27 protein-coding genes are annotated in these 23,166 nt (G+C 57.7%); 17 read left to right on the forward strand and 10 right to left on the reverse strand.

Features of this window, described 5'->3' with window-relative positions; genetic code table 11:
* Nucleotides 1-3 precede the first annotated feature (3 nt).
* Complete coding sequence (locus tag G518_RS38200; protein ID WP_028601062.1) at nucleotides 4-858, reverse strand: GntR family transcriptional regulator; 855 nt, start codon at nucleotides 856-858, stop codon at nucleotides 4-6.
* A gap of 100 nt (nucleotides 859-958) precedes the next feature.
* Here G518_RS38200 and G518_RS0101855 point away from each other — a divergent pair, with 100 nt between their 5' ends.
* Together G518_RS0101855 and ppnP are read left to right on the forward strand one after the other, a co-directional pair.
* Nucleotides 959-2,188, forward strand: a complete 1,230-nt coding sequence (locus tag G518_RS0101855) for a hypothetical protein (RefSeq protein ID WP_028601063.1) — start codon at nucleotides 959-961, stop codon at nucleotides 2,186-2,188.
* Nucleotides 2,189-2,283: 95 nt separating this feature from the next.
* Nucleotides 2,284-2,601 (forward strand): pyrimidine/purine nucleoside phosphorylase, encoded by a 318-nt coding sequence (ppnP, locus tag G518_RS0101860; protein WP_028601064.1) that lies wholly within the window; start codon nucleotides 2,284-2,286, stop codon nucleotides 2,599-2,601.
* Between the two features lie 138 nt (nucleotides 2,602-2,739).
* Here ppnP and G518_RS0101865 read toward each other — a convergent pair whose 3' ends face one another.
* Nucleotides 2,740-3,711: a bestrophin family protein gene (locus tag G518_RS0101865; protein WP_342663745.1), complete on the reverse strand. Its 972-nt coding sequence runs from the start codon at nucleotides 3,709-3,711 to the stop codon at nucleotides 2,740-2,742.
* Nucleotides 3,665-4,738 (reverse strand): UDP-N-acetylmuramate dehydrogenase, encoded by a 1,074-nt coding sequence (gene murB, locus G518_RS0101870; protein WP_028601066.1) that lies wholly within the window; start codon nucleotides 4,736-4,738, stop codon nucleotides 3,665-3,667. Before murB ends, G518_RS0101865 begins: the two co-directional genes overlap by 47 nt.
* 43 nt (nucleotides 4,739-4,781) lie before the next feature.
* Between murB and G518_RS0101875 the strand changes: the two genes are divergently transcribed.
* The 4 genes from G518_RS0101875 to G518_RS0101890 all read left to right on the forward strand — a co-directional run bounded on the left by G518_RS0101875 (nucleotide 4,782) and on the right by G518_RS0101890 (nucleotide 6,737).
* Nucleotides 4,782-5,054, forward strand: a complete 273-nt coding sequence (locus G518_RS0101875; protein WP_028601067.1) for a DUF2164 domain-containing protein — start codon at nucleotides 4,782-4,784, stop codon at nucleotides 5,052-5,054.
* A gap of 21 nt (nucleotides 5,055-5,075) precedes the next feature.
* Nucleotides 5,076-5,561 carry a YajQ family cyclic di-GMP-binding protein gene (locus G518_RS0101880; RefSeq protein WP_028601068.1) on the forward strand — a complete coding sequence of 162 codons (486 nt, stop codon included), beginning with the start codon at nucleotides 5,076-5,078 and terminating at the stop codon, nucleotides 5,559-5,561.
* A gap of 118 nt (nucleotides 5,562-5,679) precedes the next feature.
* Entirely contained in the window at nucleotides 5,680-6,078 is a 399-nt protein-coding gene (locus G518_RS0101885; protein WP_028601069.1) for a GFA family protein, read from the forward strand.
* A complete protein-coding gene (locus G518_RS0101890; RefSeq protein WP_028601070.1) occupies nucleotides 6,075-6,737 on the forward strand; it encodes a retropepsin-like aspartic protease family protein in 663 nt (220 codons plus the stop codon). Before G518_RS0101885 ends, G518_RS0101890 begins: the two co-directional genes overlap by 4 nt.
* A 56-nt stretch (nucleotides 6,738-6,793) precedes the next feature.
* Here G518_RS0101890 and G518_RS0101895 read toward each other — a convergent pair whose 3' ends face one another.
* From G518_RS0101895 to G518_RS0101910, 4 genes are read right to left on the reverse strand one after another with little or no spacing between them, the layout of a single operon-like run.
* On the reverse strand, nucleotides 6,794-7,147 hold the full coding sequence (locus tag G518_RS0101895) for a RidA family protein (protein ID WP_028601071.1): 354 nt from the start codon (nucleotides 7,145-7,147) through the stop codon (nucleotides 6,794-6,796).
* A complete protein-coding gene (gene plsY, locus G518_RS0101900) occupies nucleotides 7,144-7,776 on the reverse strand; it encodes a glycerol-3-phosphate 1-O-acyltransferase PlsY (protein WP_051235965.1) in 633 nt (210 codons plus the stop codon). The genes G518_RS0101895 and plsY overlap by 4 nt, the downstream gene beginning before the upstream one ends.
* Nucleotides 7,777-7,826: 50 nt before the next feature.
* A complete protein-coding gene (locus G518_RS0101905) occupies nucleotides 7,827-8,318 on the reverse strand; it encodes an aminoacyl-tRNA deacylase (RefSeq protein ID WP_028601073.1) in 492 nt (163 codons plus the stop codon).
* Between the two features lie 6 nt (nucleotides 8,319-8,324).
* Entirely contained in the window at nucleotides 8,325-9,383 is a 1,059-nt protein-coding gene (locus G518_RS0101910) for an aldo/keto reductase (protein WP_028601074.1), read from the reverse strand.
* Nucleotides 9,384-9,462: 79 nt separating this feature from the next.
* On the opposite strand from G518_RS0101910, the gene G518_RS0101915 reads away from it, so the two are divergent.
* Nucleotides 9,463-10,404 (forward strand): alpha/beta fold hydrolase, encoded by a 942-nt coding sequence (locus G518_RS0101915; RefSeq protein ID WP_028601075.1) that lies wholly within the window; start codon nucleotides 9,463-9,465, stop codon nucleotides 10,402-10,404.
* Between the two features lie 319 nt (nucleotides 10,405-10,723).
* Here G518_RS0101915 and G518_RS0101920 read toward each other — a convergent pair whose 3' ends face one another.
* Complete coding sequence (locus G518_RS0101920; protein WP_028601076.1) at nucleotides 10,724-12,409, reverse strand: sigma-54-dependent Fis family transcriptional regulator; 1,686 nt, start codon at nucleotides 12,407-12,409, stop codon at nucleotides 10,724-10,726.
* 266 nt (nucleotides 12,410-12,675) lie between these two features.
* On the opposite strand from G518_RS0101920, the gene G518_RS0101925 reads away from it, so the two are divergent.
* The 8 genes from G518_RS0101925 (at nucleotide 12,676) to G518_RS0101960 (ending at nucleotide 19,088) form a co-directional block, all read left to right on the forward strand.
* On the forward strand, nucleotides 12,676-12,951 hold the full coding sequence (locus G518_RS0101925) for a phenol hydroxylase subunit (RefSeq protein ID WP_028601077.1): 276 nt from the start codon (nucleotides 12,676-12,678) through the stop codon (nucleotides 12,949-12,951).
* A 68-nt stretch (nucleotides 12,952-13,019) separates the two neighbouring features.
* Nucleotides 13,020-14,018, forward strand: a complete 999-nt coding sequence (locus G518_RS0101930) for an aromatic/alkene monooxygenase hydroxylase subunit beta (protein ID WP_028601078.1) — start codon at nucleotides 13,020-13,022, stop codon at nucleotides 14,016-14,018.
* A 49-nt stretch (nucleotides 14,019-14,067) separates the two neighbouring features.
* Nucleotides 14,068-14,337, forward strand: a complete 270-nt coding sequence (locus G518_RS0101935; protein ID WP_028601079.1) for an MmoB/DmpM family protein — start codon at nucleotides 14,068-14,070, stop codon at nucleotides 14,335-14,337.
* Nucleotides 14,338-14,379: 42 nt separating this feature from the next.
* On the forward strand, nucleotides 14,380-15,927 hold the full coding sequence (locus G518_RS0101940) for an aromatic/alkene/methane monooxygenase hydroxylase/oxygenase subunit alpha (RefSeq protein ID WP_028601080.1): 1,548 nt from the start codon (nucleotides 14,380-14,382) through the stop codon (nucleotides 15,925-15,927).
* A 17-nt stretch (nucleotides 15,928-15,944) separates the two neighbouring features.
* Nucleotides 15,945-16,301: a phenol hydroxylase subunit P4 gene (locus G518_RS0101945; RefSeq protein WP_028601081.1), complete on the forward strand. Its 357-nt coding sequence runs from the start codon at nucleotides 15,945-15,947 to the stop codon at nucleotides 16,299-16,301.
* Between the two features lie 22 nt (nucleotides 16,302-16,323).
* Nucleotides 16,324-17,385, forward strand: coding sequence for an NADH:ubiquinone reductase (Na(+)-transporting) subunit F (locus G518_RS0101950; RefSeq protein ID WP_028601082.1), 1,062 nt, complete (start codon nucleotides 16,324-16,326; stop codon nucleotides 17,383-17,385).
* Between the two features lie 402 nt (nucleotides 17,386-17,787).
* Nucleotides 17,788-18,138 (forward strand): 2Fe-2S iron-sulfur cluster-binding protein, encoded by a 351-nt coding sequence (locus G518_RS0101955; RefSeq protein WP_036593390.1) that lies wholly within the window; start codon nucleotides 17,788-17,790, stop codon nucleotides 18,136-18,138.
* A gap of 23 nt (nucleotides 18,139-18,161) precedes the next feature.
* Complete coding sequence (locus tag G518_RS0101960; RefSeq protein WP_028601084.1) at nucleotides 18,162-19,088, forward strand: catechol 2,3-dioxygenase; 927 nt, start codon at nucleotides 18,162-18,164, stop codon at nucleotides 19,086-19,088.
* An 18-nt stretch (nucleotides 19,089-19,106) separates the two neighbouring features.
* On the opposite strand, the gene G518_RS0101965 is transcribed toward G518_RS0101960, so the two are convergent.
* On the reverse strand, nucleotides 19,107-20,531 hold the full coding sequence (locus tag G518_RS0101965) for a heavy metal sensor histidine kinase (RefSeq protein WP_245597868.1): 1,425 nt from the start codon (nucleotides 20,529-20,531) through the stop codon (nucleotides 19,107-19,109).
* Nucleotides 20,532-21,215 carry a heavy metal response regulator transcription factor gene (locus tag G518_RS0101970; RefSeq protein ID WP_028601086.1) on the reverse strand — a complete coding sequence of 228 codons (684 nt, stop codon included), beginning with the start codon at nucleotides 21,213-21,215 and terminating at the stop codon, nucleotides 20,532-20,534. It lies immediately after the preceding gene.
* 142 nt (nucleotides 21,216-21,357) lie between these two features.
* On the opposite strand from G518_RS0101970, the gene G518_RS0101975 reads away from it, so the two are divergent.
* Entirely contained in the window at nucleotides 21,358-21,729 is a 372-nt protein-coding gene (locus tag G518_RS0101975; protein WP_245597869.1) for a hypothetical protein, read from the forward strand.
* Nucleotides 21,726-23,165 carry a TolC family protein gene (locus G518_RS0101980; protein ID WP_028601088.1) on the forward strand — a complete coding sequence of 480 codons (1,440 nt, stop codon included), beginning with the start codon at nucleotides 21,726-21,728 and terminating at the stop codon, nucleotides 23,163-23,165. The genes G518_RS0101975 and G518_RS0101980 overlap by 4 nt, the downstream gene beginning before the upstream one ends.
* Nucleotide 23,166 lies beyond the last annotated feature (1 nt).

Here is a 23,166-nt window from a genome sequence, read left to right on the forward strand (position 1 = left end):
CGATCAATCGCTGACTTCGGTCGAAAGCGTCCCGCTAACGGTGTTGGCGGGATGAGATGCGAAGTGAGCGCTTGAAAGTGCGACCGAGAAGGTGTGGCGCACGGATTTGCCAGGCGAGTAGGACCGCCCGCACATCACAGGAAGACCTTCTTTGCAGAAATAAACGAGCTCCCTCACCATGACCGCTGATTCGGGCGGAACATTGAGCAGAGTGCCGAGCTCGGCTCCAGCGATCACAGCTTCAATACTGTTTTGAGCGTGAGACAGACTCACCCTGCGCGAGAGAAGATCTAAAAGCGAGTGCCGCGTGGCTTCCTGCTCGGAAATCGAGCCTGCCAGGTCAGGATGGATATAGCGGTAGTCGTAGGACACGGTAGCGTCGCCGCTCCTGCGCTGCCGTTCAATATGAAGTACGTCCTGCCCAGCACTCACACCCAGATGGAAACCCACGCTTTCCGGGCACGGCAGGATGGCGAAGCTACGAAGGCTGAAGGTGAGCGGGCGTCCCCCCTTCTCCCACTGATTCTGAAAGTCCATCTGAGGGCCAAAGATCTCATCGAACTTTTCAGTATTAACAAAAGTACCTTGCCCTTGAACCCGGCGCAGAAGTCCCTGAGTGACGAGTTCCTGCACTGCTTGCCGCACCGTATAGCGGCTGACGCCAAACATGGCACCAACTTCTTGATCGGAATAGAAAAGCCCGCCAGGTAGCGCTTCGGTTTGGATGATGGCTTGTAGCCGACGCTTGAGCTGCGCATAGAGCGGCAGAGCGGAATCTCGGTCAAGCCCGAGCTCTTGCCCGGCTTGATCGGTACTGCCCGGGCGCCCAGGGCTCTGCGTTTTATCTGTATAGGACATGACGATTAAAGAAATAATTTCCACTCATCAGCTTGTACGGATATCATGATATGCAGTCAATCTTGTGTCAACAGCTTTTTTATTCAAAGGTGCTGGTTACATGCCCATTGGACTTATCGATTTCCCTAATACGCGGCTCCAGGGAGTGAGCCCTCTGAGCTTCGCGGAGCCTGCCTCGCTGAATGAGTTCGATCTGGTGATCTGGCGGCCTGCCGCCATCGCCAACGTCTATTCAAGAGACCACTCCTTCGAGGGCACGCCGGTACTGGATGTGCGAGATTCACAGCGGGTGTTCAGCCATATCCGTTACTGGCGCACCGAGTTCGAGGAATTCCTGGGTCGCGGCGGCACGCTCGTGATGCTGGCCCCGGGCTTCACCAAGATGGGGCTGCATACGGTGCAGGACGTCGTTCCGTTCGACGTGATCGAAGCCCTGCCGGGCTATAGAAGCCTAGGCCACCAAGCGTGCGAACCTTCCGCGTTGCGATGTGATGCAGGCGAGCCGTTTCGGCAGTTTTTCGACGCCTTCAGTGAGCAATTTGTAGCCTGCGCCACGTTGACGCCAGGTGAGGCGCAAGCCATTGCATCTGTTTCAGATAGCGACGGAGTCTGCGCAGTCTATGAATACCATCACCCGGGCCGCATTCTCGTTATTCCGGAGTTGCGGGAAACCGCCTCTCCGGCGGCCCTCGCCACCATAGTGGATGCACTGGACGACCTCAGCGCCCGCCTCCGGCTGGACGCGCGCGTTTCAGGTTACGTGGGAGCTCGCCCAGTGGTGACGGAGAGAGAACGCGCACTACGTCAGCAACTGGCACAAACGTCGCAGGAGCGCCGCGAGTTGCAGTCCAGAGAAGCCGCATTGCTCAAGGAGATCTCCGACATCGCATTCTTTGGTCAACTAGAGCATGGTGACCGCGTAGGCGTTATCAACGCAGCGCTGCAGGTACTGCATGCCCTGGGCGCCTATGTGCAACATGGCATTGGATCCACCGGCACATTGGTGTTTGAGCACCTGGGCCATGCGTGTGTGCTGGTGCTGCTCGAAGAAGCGGACCTCACTTCCGCCAAGGAGATCACCGAGACTCTCAGTGAGCGAGCACAGCCCTGGGCCAATGAGCTGAACCGGGAGGTGGCGCCCATTGCATTCATCGCCGGAGCCAATGCCGAGAACATCATGCGTCTGGCTACCGCCAAAAGCACAAACGCTGCGGTCATCTCATGGCTGACAGGAGCCACCCTGCAGATCGCCTACAAGGAAAGAAACTTTGATTTCCTGGATGAAGTCCGGGAGCAAGATGCGGCGCTGACACACCCAGCACGCCCGTAAATACCTGGGCGGCTGATGAGGTTTCGGCAAGGCTTAGCTGGTATCCCGTCCTGGCGGATAACATCTAGGGTTTGTCTTCTTATCTGCTCTCCATCATGACCACTGAAAACTTCGCCAATGTGACCCTCACCACGCAAGCCAGCGTCTATTTCGACGGCAAATGCGTTTCTCATGGCTTCACATTGGCCGACGGCACCAAAAAAAGCGTGGGCGTCGTCCTGCCGGCAACACTGACTTTCAATACCGGCGCTGCCGAGATCATGGAGTGCGTAGGCGGGAACTGCGAATACAAACTGGCTGGCTCGAACGAATGGAAAAAATCCGGGCCAGGGGAAAAGTTCAGCATTCCGGCCAATTCTTCATTCGAAATCCGAGTCACTGAGCCGTACCACTACATCTGCCATTTCGGTTGATCGCCAAAGGCGAGCACGGCAGTGCTGAACGCCAGGGCGTAATTGAACACTGAGCGCCTGGTCCTGGGTGCGCACCTCCGAAGCGTGCGAGCCCAGGCCCCGCCGGTGCGTTGCACGCCCGGACAATGCGCCTGAAACTCAGCGGATGATGCCGCCTACCGGCTTCAGAAGTTCTGGCAACGTTGTCTCTCCAGACGCGCGGAGAAGATCAATCTCGATGACCCGGCACATGGCGTCCAGTGGCAGGTGATGCGGGCGTACGCCAAATGGCTGCTCAATCTCATCGCCCAGGGCATCCAGGCCAAAAAAAGTATACGAAACGATCGCCACCACCACGGGAGTCATGACGCCTATGACGTCAATGAGGCCAAACGGCAACAGCAAACAATAGAGATACGCTGTGCGATGCAGAAGCAGGGTATAGGCGAAGGGTATGGGCGTTGAATCGATGCGTTCGCAACCAGCCTGCACACCGGCCAGCCCTGCAAGGGTCTTGTCCATTTCAGCAGCCAGGGGAAATGGCAGGCGATCTTCACGGACCCATCGAGCAAGATCAAGGGTGTTTCGTGTAAGAAGCTCGTTGCCGGGACTAACCCGCGCTGTTATTTCAGTCTGCTCTTGCGCGCCTATCCATTTGGTGAGCTCGTCTTTGGAATCCAGGCGGCGCAATTGGCATCGCAGCGAATGGGCGAACGCAACGGTACGAAAAAGAACGCGACGGACCTCCTCTGCTTGGGCTGGTGAATCAATCTTCACCCAGGCTTGTTGGCGAGCCAGGTTGCGGGATTGGTGGATCAACTCCCCCCAAAGCTTGCGCGCCTCCCAAAAGCGCTCATAGGCAGCGCTGTTGCGAAAGCCCAGAAAGATTGCCAACGCCAGCCCCATTAAAGTAAATGGGACAGGGGTCAGCGTCACTTTCCATGAAAACAGCAGGCCGTGCGTGATCGTCACGAGGACCGCCAAACCCGTGCAGGTGGCAATGCTCGCAGCAATGCGAGGAAGCACCGAGCCCTTGAGAGAAAAGAAAAGGCCGAGGGCGTTCGGCCGGTCAAGCAAGATCAATCTACACCACCACTGGCTCCGGCTCCAGCCGAATGCCAAAACGTTCATAAACACTGGTCTGAATGGCTTTGGCCAAGGTCATCACCTCTCCGCCTGTGGCGGGATGCTCGTGGCCTCCGCGATTGACCAGCACCAGTGCCTGCTTTTCGTACACGGCCGCATTGCCCACCTGCTTACCCTTCCAGCCACAGGCGTCGATCAGCCAGCCCGCCGCGAGCTTGATGCTTCCATCCGCCATGGGATAGTGCACCACCTTGGGGTCACGGCCGATGATGTCCAGGCATTGCTCTGGCGTGACGGTAGGGTTTTTGAAGAAGCTGCCAGCGTTGCCGATGACTGCGGGATCTGGCAATTTCGCGCGGCGAATCGCCACGATCCAATCGTAGATCTGCCGGGCACTCGGATTTGGAACGCCCTCCTCCTGCATGCGCCGCTCCAGATCCAGGTAGCCAAGCACCGGTTTCCAGGCCTTTGAAAGCGCAAAGCGCACGCGCAAGATAAGGGTGCGCCCTCCCAGACCCATGCTGGGCGGTGCAATCCCACTCTGGCTGGGAATGGCGGGTGGGTGTTTAAACACTGAATCTCGGTAGCCAAAGCCGCATTGAGCCGCGTTCAAGCTGAACAACTCACCCGTTGCCAGATTGATCGCGTCAAGCGAGTCGAAGCGGTCTTGCAACTCCACCCCATAGGCGCCAATGTTCTGCACTGGTGAGGCGCCCACGGTACCGGGAATAAGGGCCAGGTTTTCCAGGCCGGGCAGGCCTTGGTCCAGCGTCCAGGTCACGAAGTCGTGCCAATTCTCACCAGCGCCGGCCTCCACGATGTAAAAGCGCTCGGTTTCCCGCACCACACGGCGACCCGGCACCTCGACTTTCAAGACCAGTGGCTTGACATCGCCAGTCAATACGATGTTGCTGCCTCCACCCAACACGAATTTGGGCTGACTGGCGAGTGCGGGATCAGCCAGCACCGCGCTGACATCATCTTCACTGCGCACGCGCACAAGGGTAGCCGCCCGGGCGGCGATGCCGAAGCTATTGAGCGGCTGAAGGGGGACATTTTGCTCCACGAACATGGGACAATTGTCGCATCGCGTTCGCGCAAGCGCCTATTCAATCATGGCCATCGAAATCTCAACCGAATCACGCAAGCAAGCCGTGGCTTCGATCATGCGTTATTTCGAGGAAAACATGGAAGAACGCATCGGCAACATTGCCGCCGGCGGTCTGCTGGGTTTCTTTCTCGAAGAACTCGGCCCGTTGGTGTACAACCAGGCAGTCGCCGATGTTCAGGAACGCCTTCAGCAAAGAGTCTCTGAAGTGGATCTTGAGGTGCACGAAGACGAATTTCAATATTGGCGCAAATTTGAACGCCAAAGAAAAACCAAATAAACCCAACCAAAGGACCCAAACATGCCTTCATTCGATACCGTCTGCGAACCTGAAATGGTGGAAGTCAAGAACGCAGTGGAGAACACCGCCAAAGAGATCGGCACGCGCTTCGACTTCAAAGGCACCTCCGCCGCTATTGAGCTGAAGGACAAGGAAATTTCCCTGGTGGGAGATGCCGATTTTCAGCTTCAGCAGGTGGAAGACATCCTGCGCAGCAAGCTCATCAAGCGCAATGTGGATGTGCGCTTTCTCGACAAAGGCCCCGTCACCAAGATGGGTGGTGACAAGGTCAAACAGGTGATCACGGTCAAAAACGGCATTGCCACCGAAGATGGCAAAAAAATCCAGAAGATCATCAAGGAAAGCAAGCTGAAGGTTCAAGCCTCCATCCAGGGTGACGCCGTGCGCGTGACCGGAACAAAGCGCGATGACCTTCAAGCAGTGATGGCATTGCTGCGCAAGGACATGGCTGACTTGCCACTCAGTTTCGACAATTTCAGAGACTGATCAGGCTGGGCCTTCTGGGGATTCGCGGGCAACATGACTTCACAGTCGGCACCGATTCTCAATGGACTTGTTCAGCGGTCCTGCACCCAGGACTCCAAACACCGATTCGGAGGAGCGTATGAAAGGTAAGTGTCTTTGCGGCAGCATTGAGGTCGTAGCCCAGGATCAGCAGGAGGTGGGCCTGTGCCATTGCACCAATTGCCGGCGTTGGTCAGGTGGCCCCATGTTTGCTGTTCACTGCGGTGCGCAAGTGGAATTCAGCGGTCCCGCGCCAGTGCGTTACCGTTCGTCTGAATGGGCAGAGCGAGGCTTCTGTCCCACATGTGGAACCCACTTGTTCTATCACCTCTTGCCAGCCAATGATTACATCCTGCCGGCCGGGCTGTTTCAGGACCGGGAGTTTCAGCTCACCAACGAGATCTTTGTAGACGAGCAGCCAGCCTACTATGCACTGCGCAACGACACACAGAAACTGACGGGTCAGCAGGTGTTCGAGCAGTTTCAGTCGAACACATGAAGCCAAGGAGTCTTCATCGCTGGGCCTCCTGGACATCGATGGTCGTTTTATTGCAGGGTGCCAGTGCCCTCGCACAAACGTCAGTTTCGCTGCAGGGCATGCTGGGCAATCGAGCCTTGCTGATCATCGATGGAGGGAACCCTCGTAGCGTGGCGCCTGGAGACGCGATTGGCAACGTGCGCGTACTCTCCACCAGCGGCGATCAAGCCGTGATCACCATCGATGGAAAGAAGCAAACCTTGCGTGTGGGCGAGGCTCCCGGCAATGTACGGGGCGCTGCGCCAAGTCTTGGAGGCGACCACATCAGCCTGACCGCGGACAGCAGGGGGCACTTTCTTACCCTGGGCAGCATCAACAACCGGCCCGTGAAGTTTATGGTGGATACAGGCGCTTCAACGGTGGCGCTGGGCCGAGCCGAAGCAGATAGGTTGAATCTGGACTACAAATCCGGCACTGTGGTCCGCATGGGCACCGCAAACGGTGTCACCGAAGGCTGGCGCATCAAGCTACACAGCGTGCGGGTGGGTGATGTCACCGCCTACGACGTAGAAGCCATCATCACACCCATGTCCATGCCCGTGGTGTTGCTGGGCAATAGCTTTTTGAATCGCTTCAACATGAGGCGCGACGCAGATCAAATGATCCTCAGCAGGCGCTAGGAACATGTTCATGACAGCACCAGGAGGTAAGAATGAACTCCTGGTGCGGCTTCCACTCAGCCTTGAGCGGCGGTCACGACTATCTCTATTTTCCAGGCAGGATTGGCCAGCGGCGCCTGAACCGTGGCCCGCGGAGGTGCATTGCCTGGCGCCACCCAGGCATCCCAGACCTCATTCATCACGTCAATATCGGCAATGTCTGTGAGGAAAATCTGTGTGCGCAATATGCGGGTTTTGTCACTACCGCAACTGGCCAGATGCTGATCGACCTGCGCCAGCACGTCTGCCGTCTGGCCACGAATATCAGTGGCGCCGTTTTCAGGCACCATGCCGGCCAAATAGACGACGCCATTGAAAATGGCCGCCTCTGAAAAGCGTGTGCCCATACCAATGCGCTTCAGTTCACTCATTTTTTACCTTTTTTTCCCAATTTTGATTCGGTTCCAGCCATCAGGCGATTGATGTTTTCGCGGTGGCGATAGATCAAGAAGACCCCCATCACGGCCATCGCCAATGTCTTGGCACCTGCCGAATACCAGCCCACACCATCGCCCAGCAAGTAGTACGCGGGGGCGAACACCGCAGCCACCATGGAGGCGAGGGATGAATAGCGGAAGAAGAACGCGATGATGAGCCAGGTAGCCAGCGTGGCCGCCCCCAGCAGAGGCTCAAAGGCCAAAAGAACACCTGCCGCAGTGGCAACGCCTTTGCCACCGGCAAAACCGAAGAAAACCGGGTACAGATGCCCCAGAAAGGCGGCGGCACCCACCAAGGCTTGTGTACCCTCCCCCAAACCGTAGGCCGCGCCAAACCATTTGACCAGCATCACCGGCAACCATCCTTTGGCGGCATCGAGTAGCAAGGTGACGATGGCCGCAGCCTTGGAACCGGAGCGCAGCACGTTGGTGGCGCCCGGGTTCTTGCTACCGTAACTGCGCGGATCCTTCAGCCCCATGATTCGGCTGACGATGACGGCGAAGCTGAGCGAGCCAATCAGGTAGGCAAGCAGAGCCGCGAGCAAAGGCCAAAGTATTTGCACGGTTTCGAATTCTTCCAAAAGTTACAGAAATAGACCTGAGCCAATAATACCTACAAGTCGATCGCGCACTGAACCGGCTTGGCCTCCAGCAACTGCAAGCACACCTGTGGATCAATGCCTATCAGGTAACCACGCCGGCCGCCGTTGATAGCAATACGGGGCAGCGCCAGAATGCTTTCTTCGATATATACAGGCATGGCACGCCGAGTTCCAAACGGCGAAGTGCCCCCCACGAGGTAGCCGCTGTGGCGGTTGGCCACATCCGGCTGGCAGGGTTCTACCGATTTGGCGCCAATCTGGCGCGCCAGATTCTTGGTGGACACCTTGCGATTGCCGTGCATGAGCACGATGAGTGGCTTGGCATCCTGGTCTTGCATGATCAGTGTCTTGACCACGGTGAACGGATCAAACCCCAGGACTTCGGCACTGTGCTCGGCGCCGCCGTGTTCCAGGTACTCATAAGGATGCTCCGTGAACGCCACGGCTTGCGCGCGCAGCAGCGCGGTAGCTGGCGTTTCACTGACGTGGCCTCGTTTGCTCATAGGGGACTACTGCGCTGGATCGCGCATTTCCAGACGGATGGCGTCTATAGCGGCCAGTACTTCAGGCGAGAGTTGGGTATCCCACGCGTTCAAATCCTCTTCCAGCTGCGCCATCGTCGTCACGCCGATGATGGTGCTGGCCACCCGCCAGGAGCGGTAGCAGAAAGCGAGCGCCATCTGTGAGGGTGTCAAGCCATGATCGCGCGCCAATTGGTTATAGCGGCGTGCGGCCTCCAGCGACGCCGGCAGGCCCCAGCGCTGGCTCTTCATGCGCTCGAACAGGCTCATGCGGCCTACTGGAGCGTCGGCTGAATGAATGCCAGTGGCGTCGTATTTACCTGTGAGCAAACCAAAGCCCAGTGGCGAATAGGCCAGCAAGCCGACCTCCAGCCGGTGGCAGGTTTCGTCGAGCCCGTTATCGTAGCCCCGTGCAATCAAGCAATAAGGGTTCTGCACGGTCGCCACACGTGGCAGACCATGCTGTTCAGCCAACCGCACGAATTCATGGACGCCATAGGGCGTTTCGTTGGAAAGGCCAATGGCGCGCACTTTTCCGCTCTTGACCAACTTGCCCAGAGCTTCCAATTGCTCGCCGATGGAAGTCACCGATCTTTCACGCGAAGGATCGTAATAAAGATTGCCGAACGCAGGCACCTGGCGCTCAGGCCAGTGAATCTGATAGAGATCGATCACGTCGGTTTGGAGGCGCTTCAGGCTGGCATGGCATGAGGCTTCAATATCTGCTGCAGTCAGGCCCTGTCCCTCACGGACCCAAGGCATGCCGCGCGAGGGGCCGGCCACTTTGCTGGCCAACACGATTTTCTCCCGGAGGCCCGGGCGGGCCTTAAGCCAGTTACCAATGAAGGTTTCAGTCCGTCCATAAGTGGGCTCGCTCGGCGGCACGGGATACATCTCGGCCGTATCCAAAAAATTGACACCGCGCTCAAGGGCGCGGTCCATGATGGCATGTGAAGTGGCTTCATCCACCTGTTGGCCGAAGGTCATGGTGCCAAGACAGATGGGTGTAACGCGCAGATCACTGCGCCCAAGGTTTATGGTTTGCATTTGATGAGACGAAGTTCAAACTTTGGCGGAATCGTAACGCGTAGAACGTGTTCTTTTCCAAATTTGGATAATGGGGCCAATGTACCAAGTCATGCGCCCCTCCCGCAGCGAGTTCATTCCGATCCGGTTTCATCGCTATCACGTACGGCTGTGGGGTGACTCCTCCCCAGGCCAAAAAAGCGCCCTGCCCCCTCTCGTGCTGGTGCACGGCTGGATGGATGTAGCCGCGTCGTATCAGTTCATGATTGATGCACTTTCGCCAGAGTTTTTTGCTGGGCGCATGATCATCGCCCCTGATTGGCGAGGTTTTGGCCAATCCACCGGCCCGGCCACAGATCATTACGAGTTTCCAGAATATCTGGGCGATCTGGAGATGCTTCTTGATCATTACGTGGGGGATCAACCTGTAGATCTGGTAGGCCACAGCATGGGTGGCAACGTCGCCATGATGTATAGCGGCGTGCGCCCAACCCGTATCCGGCGGCTGGTGAACCTCGAAGGCTTTGGTATGCCGGGCACTCAACCCGATCAAGCCCCGGCGCGCTATGGAAAATGGATTGACGAGATCAAGAATTTGCACGCGGGCAAGGACATGCTCAGAAGCTACGAGAATGAAAGCGGCGTAGCGGCCAGACTGATGAAAACCAACCATCGGCTGCCGCAAGACAAAGCCGACTGGCTGGCTGGCTACTGGTCCGAGCCGCGCCCCCAGGCCGATGGCAGCACGCGCTGGGAAATCTTGGGCGATGGCGCGCACCGAATTCCCACCGCGCAGCTTTTCCGCGTGGAGGAAATGATCGCCCTGTACAAACGAATCACCGCACCTGTCTTGATGGTGGAAGCCACCGAGGGCAGCTTGAAGGACGCGTGGAGAGGCAAGTACACCCAAGCCGAATTCGACGAACGCATCGTGCATGTGCCCAAGCTGCAACGGAAAAAGATTCAGGATGCGGGCCATATGCTGCATCATGATCAGCCGCAGGTCTTAGCGGGCATGCTGGAGCAGTTTTTAACCCCCTGAAAGGCTTTTGGATCCCCCTGAGTCGCTATCGCGCCTTCCCCCAGAGGACGCAGCCAACGGCCTGGAGGTTGAGATCCCCCCTTAGGCGCTATCGCGCCTTCCCCCCAGGGGGACGCAACCAGCGGCCTGGCAAAGCCAGCTCCGCGGTTACTCCCGCATGGCCTGCTCCGCGGCCATCTGATCTGACCCCCTCTCCCGCACGCGGGAGAGGGAGTGAGAATCCAACCGCCGCCCGTCGCCCGTCGCCCGTCGCCTGTCGCCTGTCGCCTGCCGTCACGCCTCACGCCATCGCGCCTTGCTCAAGCACCTCCCGGAAGCCCTATCCTACCGAGTCAACATCCCTGGCTTTGATGCGCTCCAACCTGTAGCTCATCTGCGGCCGAGTCAGTCCCAACATCCGCGCAGCCGCAGAGAGGTTGCCCTCGCTGGCCTGCATAGCCGCCTGGATCAACTCCGACTCCAGATCCTCCAGACTGATCCCTCGGACAAGCGCCTCTCGCGCAACAGTAGCAGCCGGGCCGTCAGCGCTCCGCTCCAGCCGACCTGCCTGGTTCACGGTCATCTCACTGCGACTTGGCAACGACGGGAACAGATGGCACGCATCTACCATCTCGCCGGCACCTGCCAGGATCACGCCGCGCTCCACCAGGTTTTCAAGCTCGCGTACGTTGCCAGGCCAGTCGTGGTGTCTCAGAGCATCCAGCGCTCGGTCAGTAAAACCGGGAACGGTTTTCTCATGCAGACTCGTGAAGCGTTGCAGAAGATGCAATGCCAATGGTTCGATGTCGTCCGGGCGCTCTCGCAGTGCCGGGATAAGGATGGGATAGACATCTATGCGGTACATCAGGTCTTGACGGAAGCGCCCACTTTTTACGGCCGCTGCCAAATCGAGGTTGGTGGCTGCCACTATTCGTACGTTGACCTTGCGCGCCTGCGTAGCGCCCAAGCGCTCCACCGCCCCATCTTGCAATACACGCAGTAGTTTCGCCTGTGCTGAAAGCGGTAATTCACCCAATTCGTCCAGAAACAAAGTACCACCATCAGCGCGTTCGAACCGACCTGGCCGGCTGGCAGCGGAGCCGGTGTAGGCCCCTTTCTCGGCACCGAAGAGCTCCGATTCAATGAGATCACCTGGCAACGCGGCGCAATTCACCGCGATGAATGGTTTGTCCTTACGGGAACTCATGGCGTGCAAGCCGCGCGCAAAGCGCTCCTTGCCAACCCCCGTCTCGCCAGTGAGCAGCACCGTGACGTTGGTGGCAGCAGCTTTGCGAAGCAAATCCAGCGCCACATTGAAGGCACGCGAATGGCCGACCAGTGGTCCAAGATCATCTGCCGCCTGCAGGGTGCTGCGCAGTGACTGCACTTCTGATGCCAGGTTTTCCAGCTTGAGCAGCATGGAGTCTGCATCGTAATCACGCGAGAGCTGTTCACCATCAGGCCATTCAGCGACCGGACGCCCTTCTATGCGGCAACTCGCCGCGCCGCAGGCTTCACACGCGACCTCCTTATAGAGAATAGGGCGACCCATGAAGGCGCTGGTGTACCCGGAGGCATACCCCAACAACATCCAGCATACGGGCTCGGCTTGAGGACCGAAATCGCGCACGTGGGTTTCCACCTCCCAAGAGTGATCCCAGCGAAAAATCCCATGGAAGCTGCCGGCTTCAGGATCGAGGTTGAGCAACTCCGGGGTCACCTGAACTGATCCTTCCAGCATGTGTAGCTGAGGCCCCACCGCAAACATCTCCTGCAAGGGACGACCCGGGCGGATCTGGCGTGCCAGAGCGGCATCTTGTTCGCCAGCGGCGAACCCCGCACGCAGCAACAACCGCCGCGTGGCAATGGGACCAATCGTGTTGATCAGCTCGCTCCGGAGTGAGCTCAGCGCTGCAGCGTGTACCAACACCATGCGCTGTCCGGCCAGCCAGATACGGCCGTCGCCGCTTGAAAACTGGACCAACCGGCGCAAATCGCGATCGCTGGGCAATTGTGGGGCAGTCATATTTTTATCGATATTTTTACTTAAGGCGGAATAGCGCACTGATCAATCGCGGAACTTCATCAAATCATGAAATACGGGTAACAGCTTTGCTTCAAATCATGAATTTGAAACAGAAATCACTCCGCAGGATAGTGAGCTTTCCTAGAGCATCACACTCAAAAGCACTGACACCCTCATGGTTTTCCCTAGATTTATCGATATTTCACCATTTCTCGCCCCATGTGGCACGGGCCATGCAGCTGTCTTGGGCAAGGAATCAAACCACCATGACCGAATCCCTTCCATTCAACCCCAACCACCGATTCATCCGCCTGATCAAAGCGCGAGCCGATGGAATGGTTGAGCTCGAGTTCGCCTTGGGCGAGCCGCAACTGTTTGTGGAATTGGTGTTGCCCAAGGCGCAGTTTGAGCAATTCTGCAAAGACCAGCAAGTGACGCCCACGGAATGGCCGCTGCCAGAGAACGCGGCTGGCACCGCTGAGCACGAATGGGATTGGAGCTTGCGCGAAGCGCGAGATCAGCATTTCCGCCACGCGCCTTGAGCAGATTCTGAGGGCCTTGCCCCGCCGAACCGGCACCGTCATCAAAACCAAAAAGGAGACATCGTTTCATGCAAATCGATCTTAGAACTGTCAGCATCACGCCCCTGCGGCAAACCTACGCCAACATTGCCGAGCGCCTGGGTGCAGACAAGGCGGCCTCGCGCTACCTGGAAGGCACGATGGATGTCCAGGCCAACGCGAACTTTCACTACCGCCCTACCTGGGATCCTGAGCACGAGATCTTTGATCCCACGCGCACCAAGATCACCATGGCGGATTGGTACGCGTTGAAAGACCCGCGCCAGCTCTACTACGGCACCTACACGCAAGCACGCGCTCGCATGCAGGAAACCGCCGAGGCTGATTTCGAATTCGTTGAAACACGCGGCCTGGCGGACCAATACGATGACACCGCACGCCGCACTGCGCTCGACTTTTACGTACCGCTTCGTCATGTGGCTTGGGGCGCCAACCTGAACGGCGCCTCCCAGTGCGCCTATGGGTATGGCACTGCCATCACCCAGCCCTGCCTCTACGCAGCGATGGACCAACTAGGCATTGCGCAATACCTCACTCGCCTTGGTCTACTCCTTGGGCAACCAGGCGATCTGGAAGCGGCCAAACATGCCTGGATGGAAGCTCCAGCATGGCAAGGCCTGCGGCGCCTGGTGGAAGACACCTTGGTCATGAAAGATTGGTTCGAACTCTATGTGGCGCAAAACGTCGTACTCGATGGTTTGCTCTTCGCGCTGGCCTACAAGGAAGTCGACAACGCGCTTATTGAACGAGCAGGCCCGGCAGTGGCCATGCTCACCCGCTTTCAGGCCGAGTGGTTCCAGGACACCTGCAAATGGGTAGATGCGGTTGTCAAAACAGCAGCAGCGGAGAACCCTGAAAACAAGACCCAGTTATTGCAGTGGTACGCCCATTGGCGCACTCGCTCGCTCGAAGCGCTGGAGCCTGTCGCCAGATTGGGCCTGGGAGACGGGGGAAGCGCTGCGCTGGAGCGCGTTGCCTCAGCACTCGATTCGCGCATGGTCAAGGCCGGCTTGCCGGCTTTGACATAAACCCTGCCGCCTCCGATATCCATTCCCAAACGCTTGAACAGGAGTGCCTGTGTCCAACGTATTTATCGCCTTCCAACGCAACGAAGAAACGCGCGCCATTGTGAACGCCATCGTGGCGGACAACCCTGGGGCCATCGTCAATGAACAACCTGCCATGGTGAAGATCGACGTGCCCCGCAGCATGGTCATCCGAAAAAGCACCATCGAAGAAGAGCTGGGGCGTGAGTTCGACCTGCAGGAGATGCAGGTCAACCTGATCACCCTGTCTGGCTACATCGACGAGACGGACGACGAGTTCACCCTCAGTTGGAACAGCTGATCGCCCGCCCCCGTACGTAACAACAGATCAAAGGAGACAAACATGGACATGAAAGTCAACAAGAAGCTGAGTCTGAAAGACCGCTACAACCTGATGACAAGAGATTTGGCCTGGACGCCTACCTACCAGGCCGTGAATGACGTATTCCCGTATACAGAGTACGAGGGAATCAAGATTCATGACTGGGACAAGTTCGAGGATCCGTTCCGCATGACGATGGATGCCTACTGGAAATACCAGGCAGAGAAAGAGCGCAAGCTCTACGCCATCATGGACGCGTTCACGCAGAACAATGGCCATCTGGGCGTCACCGATGCACGCTACATCAATGCACTGAAACTCTTCCTCACGGGCGTGAGCCCACTCGAGTACATGGCGCACAGAGGCTTCGCTCATGTGGGCCGGCAGCTCGCAGGCGCTGGCCCGCGCGTGGCCTGCCTTATGCAGAGCCTGGATGAAATGCGCCACGCGCAAACCCAGCTCCACTCACTTTCAAACTACAACAAACACTACAACGGCTTCCAGCACTGGCGCCATCAGCATGACCGCGTGTGGTATCTCAGCGTGCCCAAATCATTCTTCGACGACGCCGTTAGTTCGGGCCCGTTCGAGTTCATGATCGCCATCGGGTTCGCGTTCGAATACGTGCTGACCAACCTGTTGTTCGTGCCTTTCATCAGTGGAGCGGCCTACAACGGCGATATGGGGGCCATGGCATTTGGCTTCTCGGCGCAGTCCGATGAGTCGCGCCATATGACCTTGGGGCTGGAGATGATCAAGTTCATTCTCGAGCAAGACCCGGACAACCTGCCCATCGTGCAACGCTGGATCGACAAATGGTTCTGGCGTGGGTATCGCGTGCTGACCTTGGTGGCCATGATGATGGACTACATGCTGCCCAAGCGCGTGATGAGCTGGAAGGAGGCATGGGAGGTTTACGCCGAAGAGAACGGTGGTGCCCTGTTCGCCGATCTGGCCCGCTACGGCTTGCGCCCACCTAAGGGATGGGAGCAGGCATGCAAGGAAAAAGACCACCTCAGCCACCAGGCGTGGAACGTGTTCTACAACTACGGCGCCGCCGCCCCATTTCATACATGGGCCCCCAGCGAGAGCGAAATGAAATGGCTAAGCGAAAAGTACCCCGACACTTTCGATCAGCACTACCGCCCTCTTTGGGAGCACTTCTCTGAGGAGCAGAAGGAAGGCAGGCGCTTCTACAACGGCACCTTACCCATGTTGTGCCAGACCTGCCAGATTCCCATGTTCTTCACCGAACCTGACGATCCCACCAAGATCGCATTTCGCGAAAGCGACTGGCGAGGCCAGAAATACCACTTCTGCTCAGACGGCTGTAAAGACATCTTTGACTATGAGCCGGAAAAGTACAGCCAGAGCTGGCTCCCCGTGCAGCAAATCTATCAGGGCAATTGCTTCTGCCCCGACGCTGACCCCACGCAACCTGACTTCAACCCCTTGGCTGAAGTGCTTCGTTGGTATCGGATGACCTGGGGAGAAGACAACCTCGACTACGCAGACTCGACCGACAAGAAAAACTTTGACAAGTGGCGCGAACAAGCCACCGGCAACTGATTGGAAGGAGAACCAGTATGACCATCGCCTCCATCGGCAAGTATGAGTTTCCGCAAAAAGACGGTGTCGAGAAATTCCCCGCCCCTCTGCTGTTCTTCTCTTGGGAAGATCACAAGATGTTTTGCGCGCCCTTTGCCGTGCCACTGCCACCCACGCTGAAGTTCGCGGACATGTGCCGCGGCGCGTTCCCAGGATTTTTTGGTGCCCACCCTGATTTCGCCAACATCGACTGGGACAAGGCCGAGTGGTTCAAGTCTGGCCAACCCTGGGCCCCAGACATGGAAAAGACTTTGGCTGAAAACGGCTTGGGACACAAAGATGTCATCCGCTTTCGCACGCCGGGCTTGACCGGCCTGAAGGGCTCCGCTCACTGAGCAACTACCCCGGAGGAGCAGCTTGAGCTACCAACTCACCATCGAACCCCTGGGCCAGGTGCTGGACATCGAAGATGGTCAAACCATCCTCGATGCAGCGCTCCGCGCGGGCATCTACATTCCTCACGCCTGTTGCCATGGCCTGTGCGCCACTTGCAAAGTCAACGTGACGGACGGAGAAATCGATCACGGCGAAGCAAGCACCTTCGCTCTGATGGACTACGAACGCGACGAAGGCCAATGCCTGGCCTGTTGCGCTACCTTGTTATCCGACACCACCATAGAAGCCGAAATAGATGAGGAGCCAGACGCAAGATTCCTTCCGGTTCAGGACTACCAAGGTACGGTTTCGCGCATCGAAGACCTCACGCCTACCATCAAAGGCGTGTGGATTGAGTTGGACAGGCCCATGGATTTCCAGGCTGGTCAGTACATCAATCTGCACGTCCCTGGGGAGAGTGCACCCCGCGCTTTCTCGATCGCGAGTGCCCCTGCGCAAGCGTCGGAGATTGAGCTCAATATCCGCCTTGTGCCAGGCGGCAAAGGCACGGCATGGGTTCACCAACAACTGAGCAGTGGTGAGGAAGTCAAGTTATCAGGGCCGTATGGCCGCTTCTTTGTGCGGGAATCGGCACACAAAAAGGATGAGTTGGGATACATCTTCCTGGCCGGTGGCTCAGGCCTTTCCAGCCCTCGTTCGATGATCCTGGATCTGCTGGAGAGCGGTTGCGAAAAACCTATTGCTCTCATTAACGGAGCGCGCAGCTCTGAAGAGCTCTATCACCACGAAGAGTTCACGGACCTTGCCAGCAAGCACAGCAATTTCAGCTACGTGGCCGCACTCTCCTCGGATGATGCCGGTTGGCCGGGTGCGAGAGGATTCGTGCACGAGGCCGCCAAGGCTCATTTCAGGAACGACTTCCGGGGTCACAAAGCCTATCTTTGCGGTCCACCGCTCATGATTGACGCCTGCATCAGCACCTTGATGCAAGGTCGCCTTTTTGAGCGCGACATTTATACCGAGAAGTTCATATCGGCTGCTGATGCTCAGCAGGTGCGCAGTCCTTTGTTCAAAAAAATATGAGACGCCCCCTGAGTCGCTCACGCGCCTTCCCCCAAGGGGGACACCACTGGCGGCCGGGCAAAGCCCGCTCCGCGGTGGTTCTCTTGTGGCTTGCTCCGCAGCCGTTCGAGTTGGAACTGAGGCTGGGGTGGCGGGTCGCGGTAGGTTGTTTGGGTGGTTGCTCGCTCACGCGCCTTCCTCCGAGGGGGACACCACCGGCGGCCGGGCAACGCCCGCTCCGCGGTGGAGCTGAGATTCCCCCTGAGTCGCTCACGCGCCTTCCCCCTAAGGGGGACACCACTGGCGGCCGGGCAAAGCCCGCTCCACGGTGGTTCTCGTGTGGCTTGCTCCGCAGCCGTTCGAGTTGGAACTGGGGCTGGGGGGCTGGGGGGCGGGTCGCGGTGGGTGGTGTGGGTGGGTGAGATGAGTTTGGGTGCCTACACGATCACTTTGATGGAGACCGGCGAAAGCTATCGGTGTGCTGGGTATCGCTCGGTGCTTGAAGGCATGGAAGCGCTGGGGAGAAAGGGCATTCCTGTGGGCTGCCGAAACGGTGGTTGCGGTGTTTGCAAGGTGCAGGTGATTGAAGGTCAATACACGCGGCGCGTGATGAGCCGTGAGCACGTCAGTGCAGCTGAGGAAGCTGCTGGCCGTGCGCTCTCGTGCCGGATCAAGCCCACCAGTGATCTACGGATCTTGGTGCTTGGACAAATGAAAAAGAACGTCTGCAGGCTGGTTGAGCCGGCAGACGATTCCCCCCTGCGCTCAACCTGAAGAAAACTAAAGGAGATTTTGAAATGGCAATGACAGGTGTTTTGCGTCCAGGTCACGCACAGATTCGCGTTCTGGATATGGAGGAATCCGTTCAGTTTTACACCCAAGTAATGGGGTTCATGGAAACCGGGCGTGATAGCTCCGGCCGCGTATATTTCAAATGCCGGCAGGAACACGATCACAACAGCATTGTGTTGCGCCAAGCCGATCACGCCGGGATGGACTTCTTTGGCTTCAAGGTGAGTGACAAGAGCACTTTGGAAGAACTTGACCAAAAACTGCAAGCGGCTGGCGTCAAAACCGAGCGCATGCCCGCAGGCGAGATGCTCGAAACTGGAGAACGCGTACGCTTTCAGATTCCCACGGGCCACACCATCGAATTGTTTGCCGAGAAAACATGCGTAGGCAGCATTTGCGGCTACAACGATCCCGACGTAGATGTGATCGACGGCCCAGGCATCCGCCCGGTACGCATGGATCACGCGTTGATCTATGGGGGAGACATTGACGGCAATCTGAAGCTGTTCACTGAAATTCTGGGTTTCAGCCTGGTGGAGCGCGTGAAGCTCGAAGACGGGAATACCGATCTAGGCACATGGCTCACTTGCAGCACCAAGGCACATGATCTGGCCATGGTGCGGCACTCGGAAGATGCCAAACTTCACCATGTGAGTTTCATGATGGAGAGTTGGGAGCAGGTACTGCGGGCCGCTGACATCCTTAGCCGCAACCGCGTATCAATAGACATTGGCCCCACGCGCCACGGCATTACTCAAGGCACCACGATCTATTTCTTCGATCCATCTGGCAACCGCCTTGAAACCTTCGCAGGAGGTTATCAGTGGTACCCGGATATGCCGCCCATCACGTGGAGCTGGGAAGAAGTGGGCCGCGGAATCTTCTACCACGACAGGAAATTGAACGAGGCTTTCCTGAGCGTATTGACTTGAGTGGAAAGCGCCCTGGGTTCAGCTTGATGGCCGAGGGCCATGGAGAGGAAACACCAGGGCGAAGCAAGTTTTTCCGTCTGTAGATGTTGCCGTCACACGCCCGCCGTGGGCATGTGCGATGGCGCGTGTAATGGCCAACCCCAGCCCGGAGCCATCGGAGTCCGGGTGCGCCCTGGACGCATCTGCGCGGTAGAACCGGTCGAACAATCGAGGTAGTGTCCTGGGATCGATGTCTGTGCCGGTGTTTTCTACCTCCACGGTCGTTGCTTGTGGCGCGCTGGTGATGCGGATGGTGATTTCGCCTGATTCTGGGGTGTAACGCAAGGCGTTGGAGAGCAGGTTGCTCACCGCACGGCGGAACATCAGGCGATCACCATCAATCTGACCGTCGCCCTCCAACTGGAGTCGAATGCGCTTTTCCTCGGCTACTGCCTCGTAAAATTCCATCAGCGCCAGCGAGTCCTGTCGGGCGGAAAACCGCTCCTTGCGTGGCAGATCCACACCACGCTCGGTCTTGGCCAAAAACAACATGTCAGAGACCATGCGCGCTAAACGCTGAAATTCCTCGGCGTTGGAAGCCAGAATGTCTCGGTAGATTGCGGCATCGCGCTTGGTGGCCAAGGCTACCTGCGTCTGCGTCAGTAGATTACTGATGGGAGTGCGTAACTCGTGCGCCAGGTCTGAAGAAAAGTCAGTCAGACGCCGGAAGTCTTCCTGGAGGCGATCCAACATGCGGTTCAGCTCTTGCGCAAGATCTGCCATTTCCACCGGTACGGCTTGCACGGGCATGCGCTCAGACAACTTCTGGCCTGTGACCACGGCGGCACGTGACTTCATTTCACGCAAGGGCGCCAGCCCTTGGCGCGCAGCGAACCAAGACAGCAGACCGCACACGATGACCGCGGCGATCACATAGAGCGTCAAACTGCTGCGTAGCCCTTCCAGGAAGTGGGTGTGGTGTTTGGTGTCCGTAGCAAGCAATACCTTCAGCGCGGATGTGGAGTAGGCCGGAGTAGCCTCAAAACTCAAAGTGTGGAATTCGGTATTCTGGTCTCGCCATACACCGAAAACCCCCTTTTCATCGGTGCTCACGGCTTCACCGCTTTGCACCCTGAGGTTGGATGTTGAAGTTTGAAAGATCGTTTCACCTTGCGAGCTTTGTACCAAGACGCGAAGATCGTGGTGATAGTTCAAAGCTTCGCCCAGACGCTCTCGGGCACTTTCCGCTGAGTCCGCGTTGCTGAGGATTTCCTCTATCAAATGCCGCTTCTCCTGCAAAGCCATTCGATCCAGTTCCACGAAGTGCCGCTCGGTTTCCACAAGAAACAGCGCTCCCAACCCAAGGACCACTGCGGCGGCGGCCACGGTGAAGAAAAGGCTCAAACGGCTGGTGAGCGAGAGTTTTTTCAAAAGAAGCTTGCTCAGAAACGGTTTCTGCGTCACCTAATCTTCCTCTGGAACGTCGAGCACATAACCCATGCCGCGGACGGTCTGAATGAGTTTGACTGGGTGGCCTTCATCTACCTTCACGCGCAGGCGGCGCATAGCCACTTCGATGACGTTGGTGTCGCTGTCAAAGTTCATGTCCCACACCTGGGAAGCGATCAGGGAGCGCGGCAACACCTCTCCGTGGCGACGCATCAGCAGCTCTAAAAGGCCAAACTCCTTGGCCGTGAGATCCACACGTTTGCCGTTTCGTGAGACCCGCCGGCGCAGCAAATCCAGCTCCAGATCCGCCACCCTCAAAACGGTGCTCTCATTGCTTGCGTAACCTCGTCGCAGAATGATCCGTACCCTTGCCAGCAGTTCGGCAAACGAAAAGGGTTTGACAAGATAGTCGTCAGCCCCCAATTCCAAGCCTTTGACACGATCTTCCACCTGGTCGCGAGCGGTCAGGAACAGCACCGGCATTTGAAGGCCGCGCTCACGCAAGGATTGCAGAACCTGCCAGCCGTTCAACCCAGGCAGCATGACATCCAGAATCACCAAGTCGTATTCACCTTGCACGGCCAAATGCAGGCCATCAGCGCCATTGGGCACCAAGTCCGATATGTAGCCAGCCTCGGTTAACCCCTGGCGCAAGTATTCACCCGTCTTGGGCTCGTCTTCAACGATCAATATTTTCACGTTTGCGTTCCGCTGCTACCAACTCGGTATGAATCTCTTGGCGAGAGTTTGCCGCGTTTGGAGCGGCCTGACACGAAGATAACAACAATGTAATGTTCAGAACATCCGGATGAAAGGGTGGCCTCTTCAGAATCGCTACATCGTGAGATTCAAGATTCTTTCAGAAGAGGCCATGGTCACTTTCACCCCCCTGCCCCGCCTTGGCGCCTTGTTGCCTTGGGCCTTGGCAATTTTTTCGGGAGCAGTTTCTGCACAAGCTCCAGCAGAAGCCGAAGCTTCCAAGCCTGCACCGTTGACGGCACTGCGGTATTCGTCCCCCATTCAAGCTTATCAAGCCTATGTGGATCAACCCCTGCAGTCCTGGCGCGAAGCCAATGACCGCGTAGGCCAAATTGGCGGCTGGCGTGCCTATGCCAAGGAAATCGCTTCAGACGAAACCACAACAGCCAAGGATTCTGCTCCCACCTCCGGTAGCCATCCGCATGCTGGCCATCACGGGGGGCATAGGCCATGATGGCTTTGGGTGCTATTCAGGCCAAATTGACTCTGTCAGCGCTGGTGCTGATATTGCTGGCCGGATGTGCCAGCGTTAACCCGGATCAGAACATCCGCCGCATCAACGACGAGGCTGCAAGCTTTACAGGGGGCAATCTCGCATTAGTCCGCACACAGCAGGAGCGAGACGAGCGTGCAAAGGCCGCGCAGACCTTGCTGGCTCAACCGTTGCAGCAGAAGGATGCTGTCCAGTTGGCATTGGTAAACAGTCCATCCCTGCAGACTCTCTTAGCACAGGGTTGGGCAGCATCGGCAAGTGCCGCGCAGGCCGGCCGAATTGGCAATCCCGTTTTCAGCTTTGAGCGCATGGCCTCCGGCGATGGGCTGGAGCTAGGGCGCGCTTTATCTATCGGCTTGCTGGATATCCTGACACTCCCCGCACGGCATAGCATCGCTATCCGGCGCATTGAGCAAGCGCAATTGCGCTTGACCAGTGACGTGGTGGACCAGATCACCCGGGTGCGCCAGGGATGGGTGCGAGCCGTGGCTGCGCAGCAAACGCTCAAATATGCCCAGCAGGTCTATGAGAGCGCGCAAGCGAGTGCAGAACTGGCTAAGCGCATGCAGGCTGTAGGCAACTTCAACCGGATGACACGCGCCCGCGAACAAGCGTTCTACGCGGATGCCGCCACCCGGCTCAGCACCGCGCAGCATCAGGCCACAGCCAGCCGCGAAGAACTCGTTCGATTGCTTGGTTTGGATGAGGCGCAGGAACAAGCACTCAAGCTGCCGGAGCGTTTGATGGATCTGCCCAAACAGCCACTGGCACCAGAGGCCGTAGCCACGCAAGCAACGCAATCCCGTCTGGACATCCGTCTGGCACAAGCCGCGTTGGATGACGCTGCCAAAGCCCAAGGCCTGAACATGGTGACCAGTTTCACCGACATCGAACTGGAGGGGCGCCGCAACACCGGCTTTGATGGTGCTGAAGGTACACGCTCAACCGCACGCGGCTGGGAAATCTCGGTACGTTTGCCAATCTTCGACAGCGGCGCAATGCTGCGAGGCGCCATGAATGCTCAAACCCTGGCAGCGGCCAACCTGCTTGAATCCACGATGCGTTCCGCCGGTTCCAACCTGCGTGAAAGCTACTCGGCGTATCGCTCAGCCTATGACGTGGCGCGCCACTACCGTGATGAAATCGTGCCTCTGCGCAAGGTGATCTCTGAGGAAAACCAGCTTCGCTACAACGGCATGTTGATCAGCGTGTTCGAGCTATTGGCAGACGCCCGCGATCAGGTCAGCACCGTCACGGCGGCCATCGATGCACAGCAGCAATTCTGGCTGACCGATGCCGCCATACAGGCAGCCGTGATCGGGCGTCCCTCGAACCCCAACCTACCCGTTACACCGTCCACCACATCCAGTGTGTCCAGCGGTGGCGCCGGTCATTGAT

This window comes from Ottowia thiooxydans DSM 14619, assembly GCF_000422885.1.
Classification (GTDB): Bacteria; Pseudomonadota; Gammaproteobacteria; order Burkholderiales; family Burkholderiaceae_C; genus Ottowia; species Ottowia thiooxydans.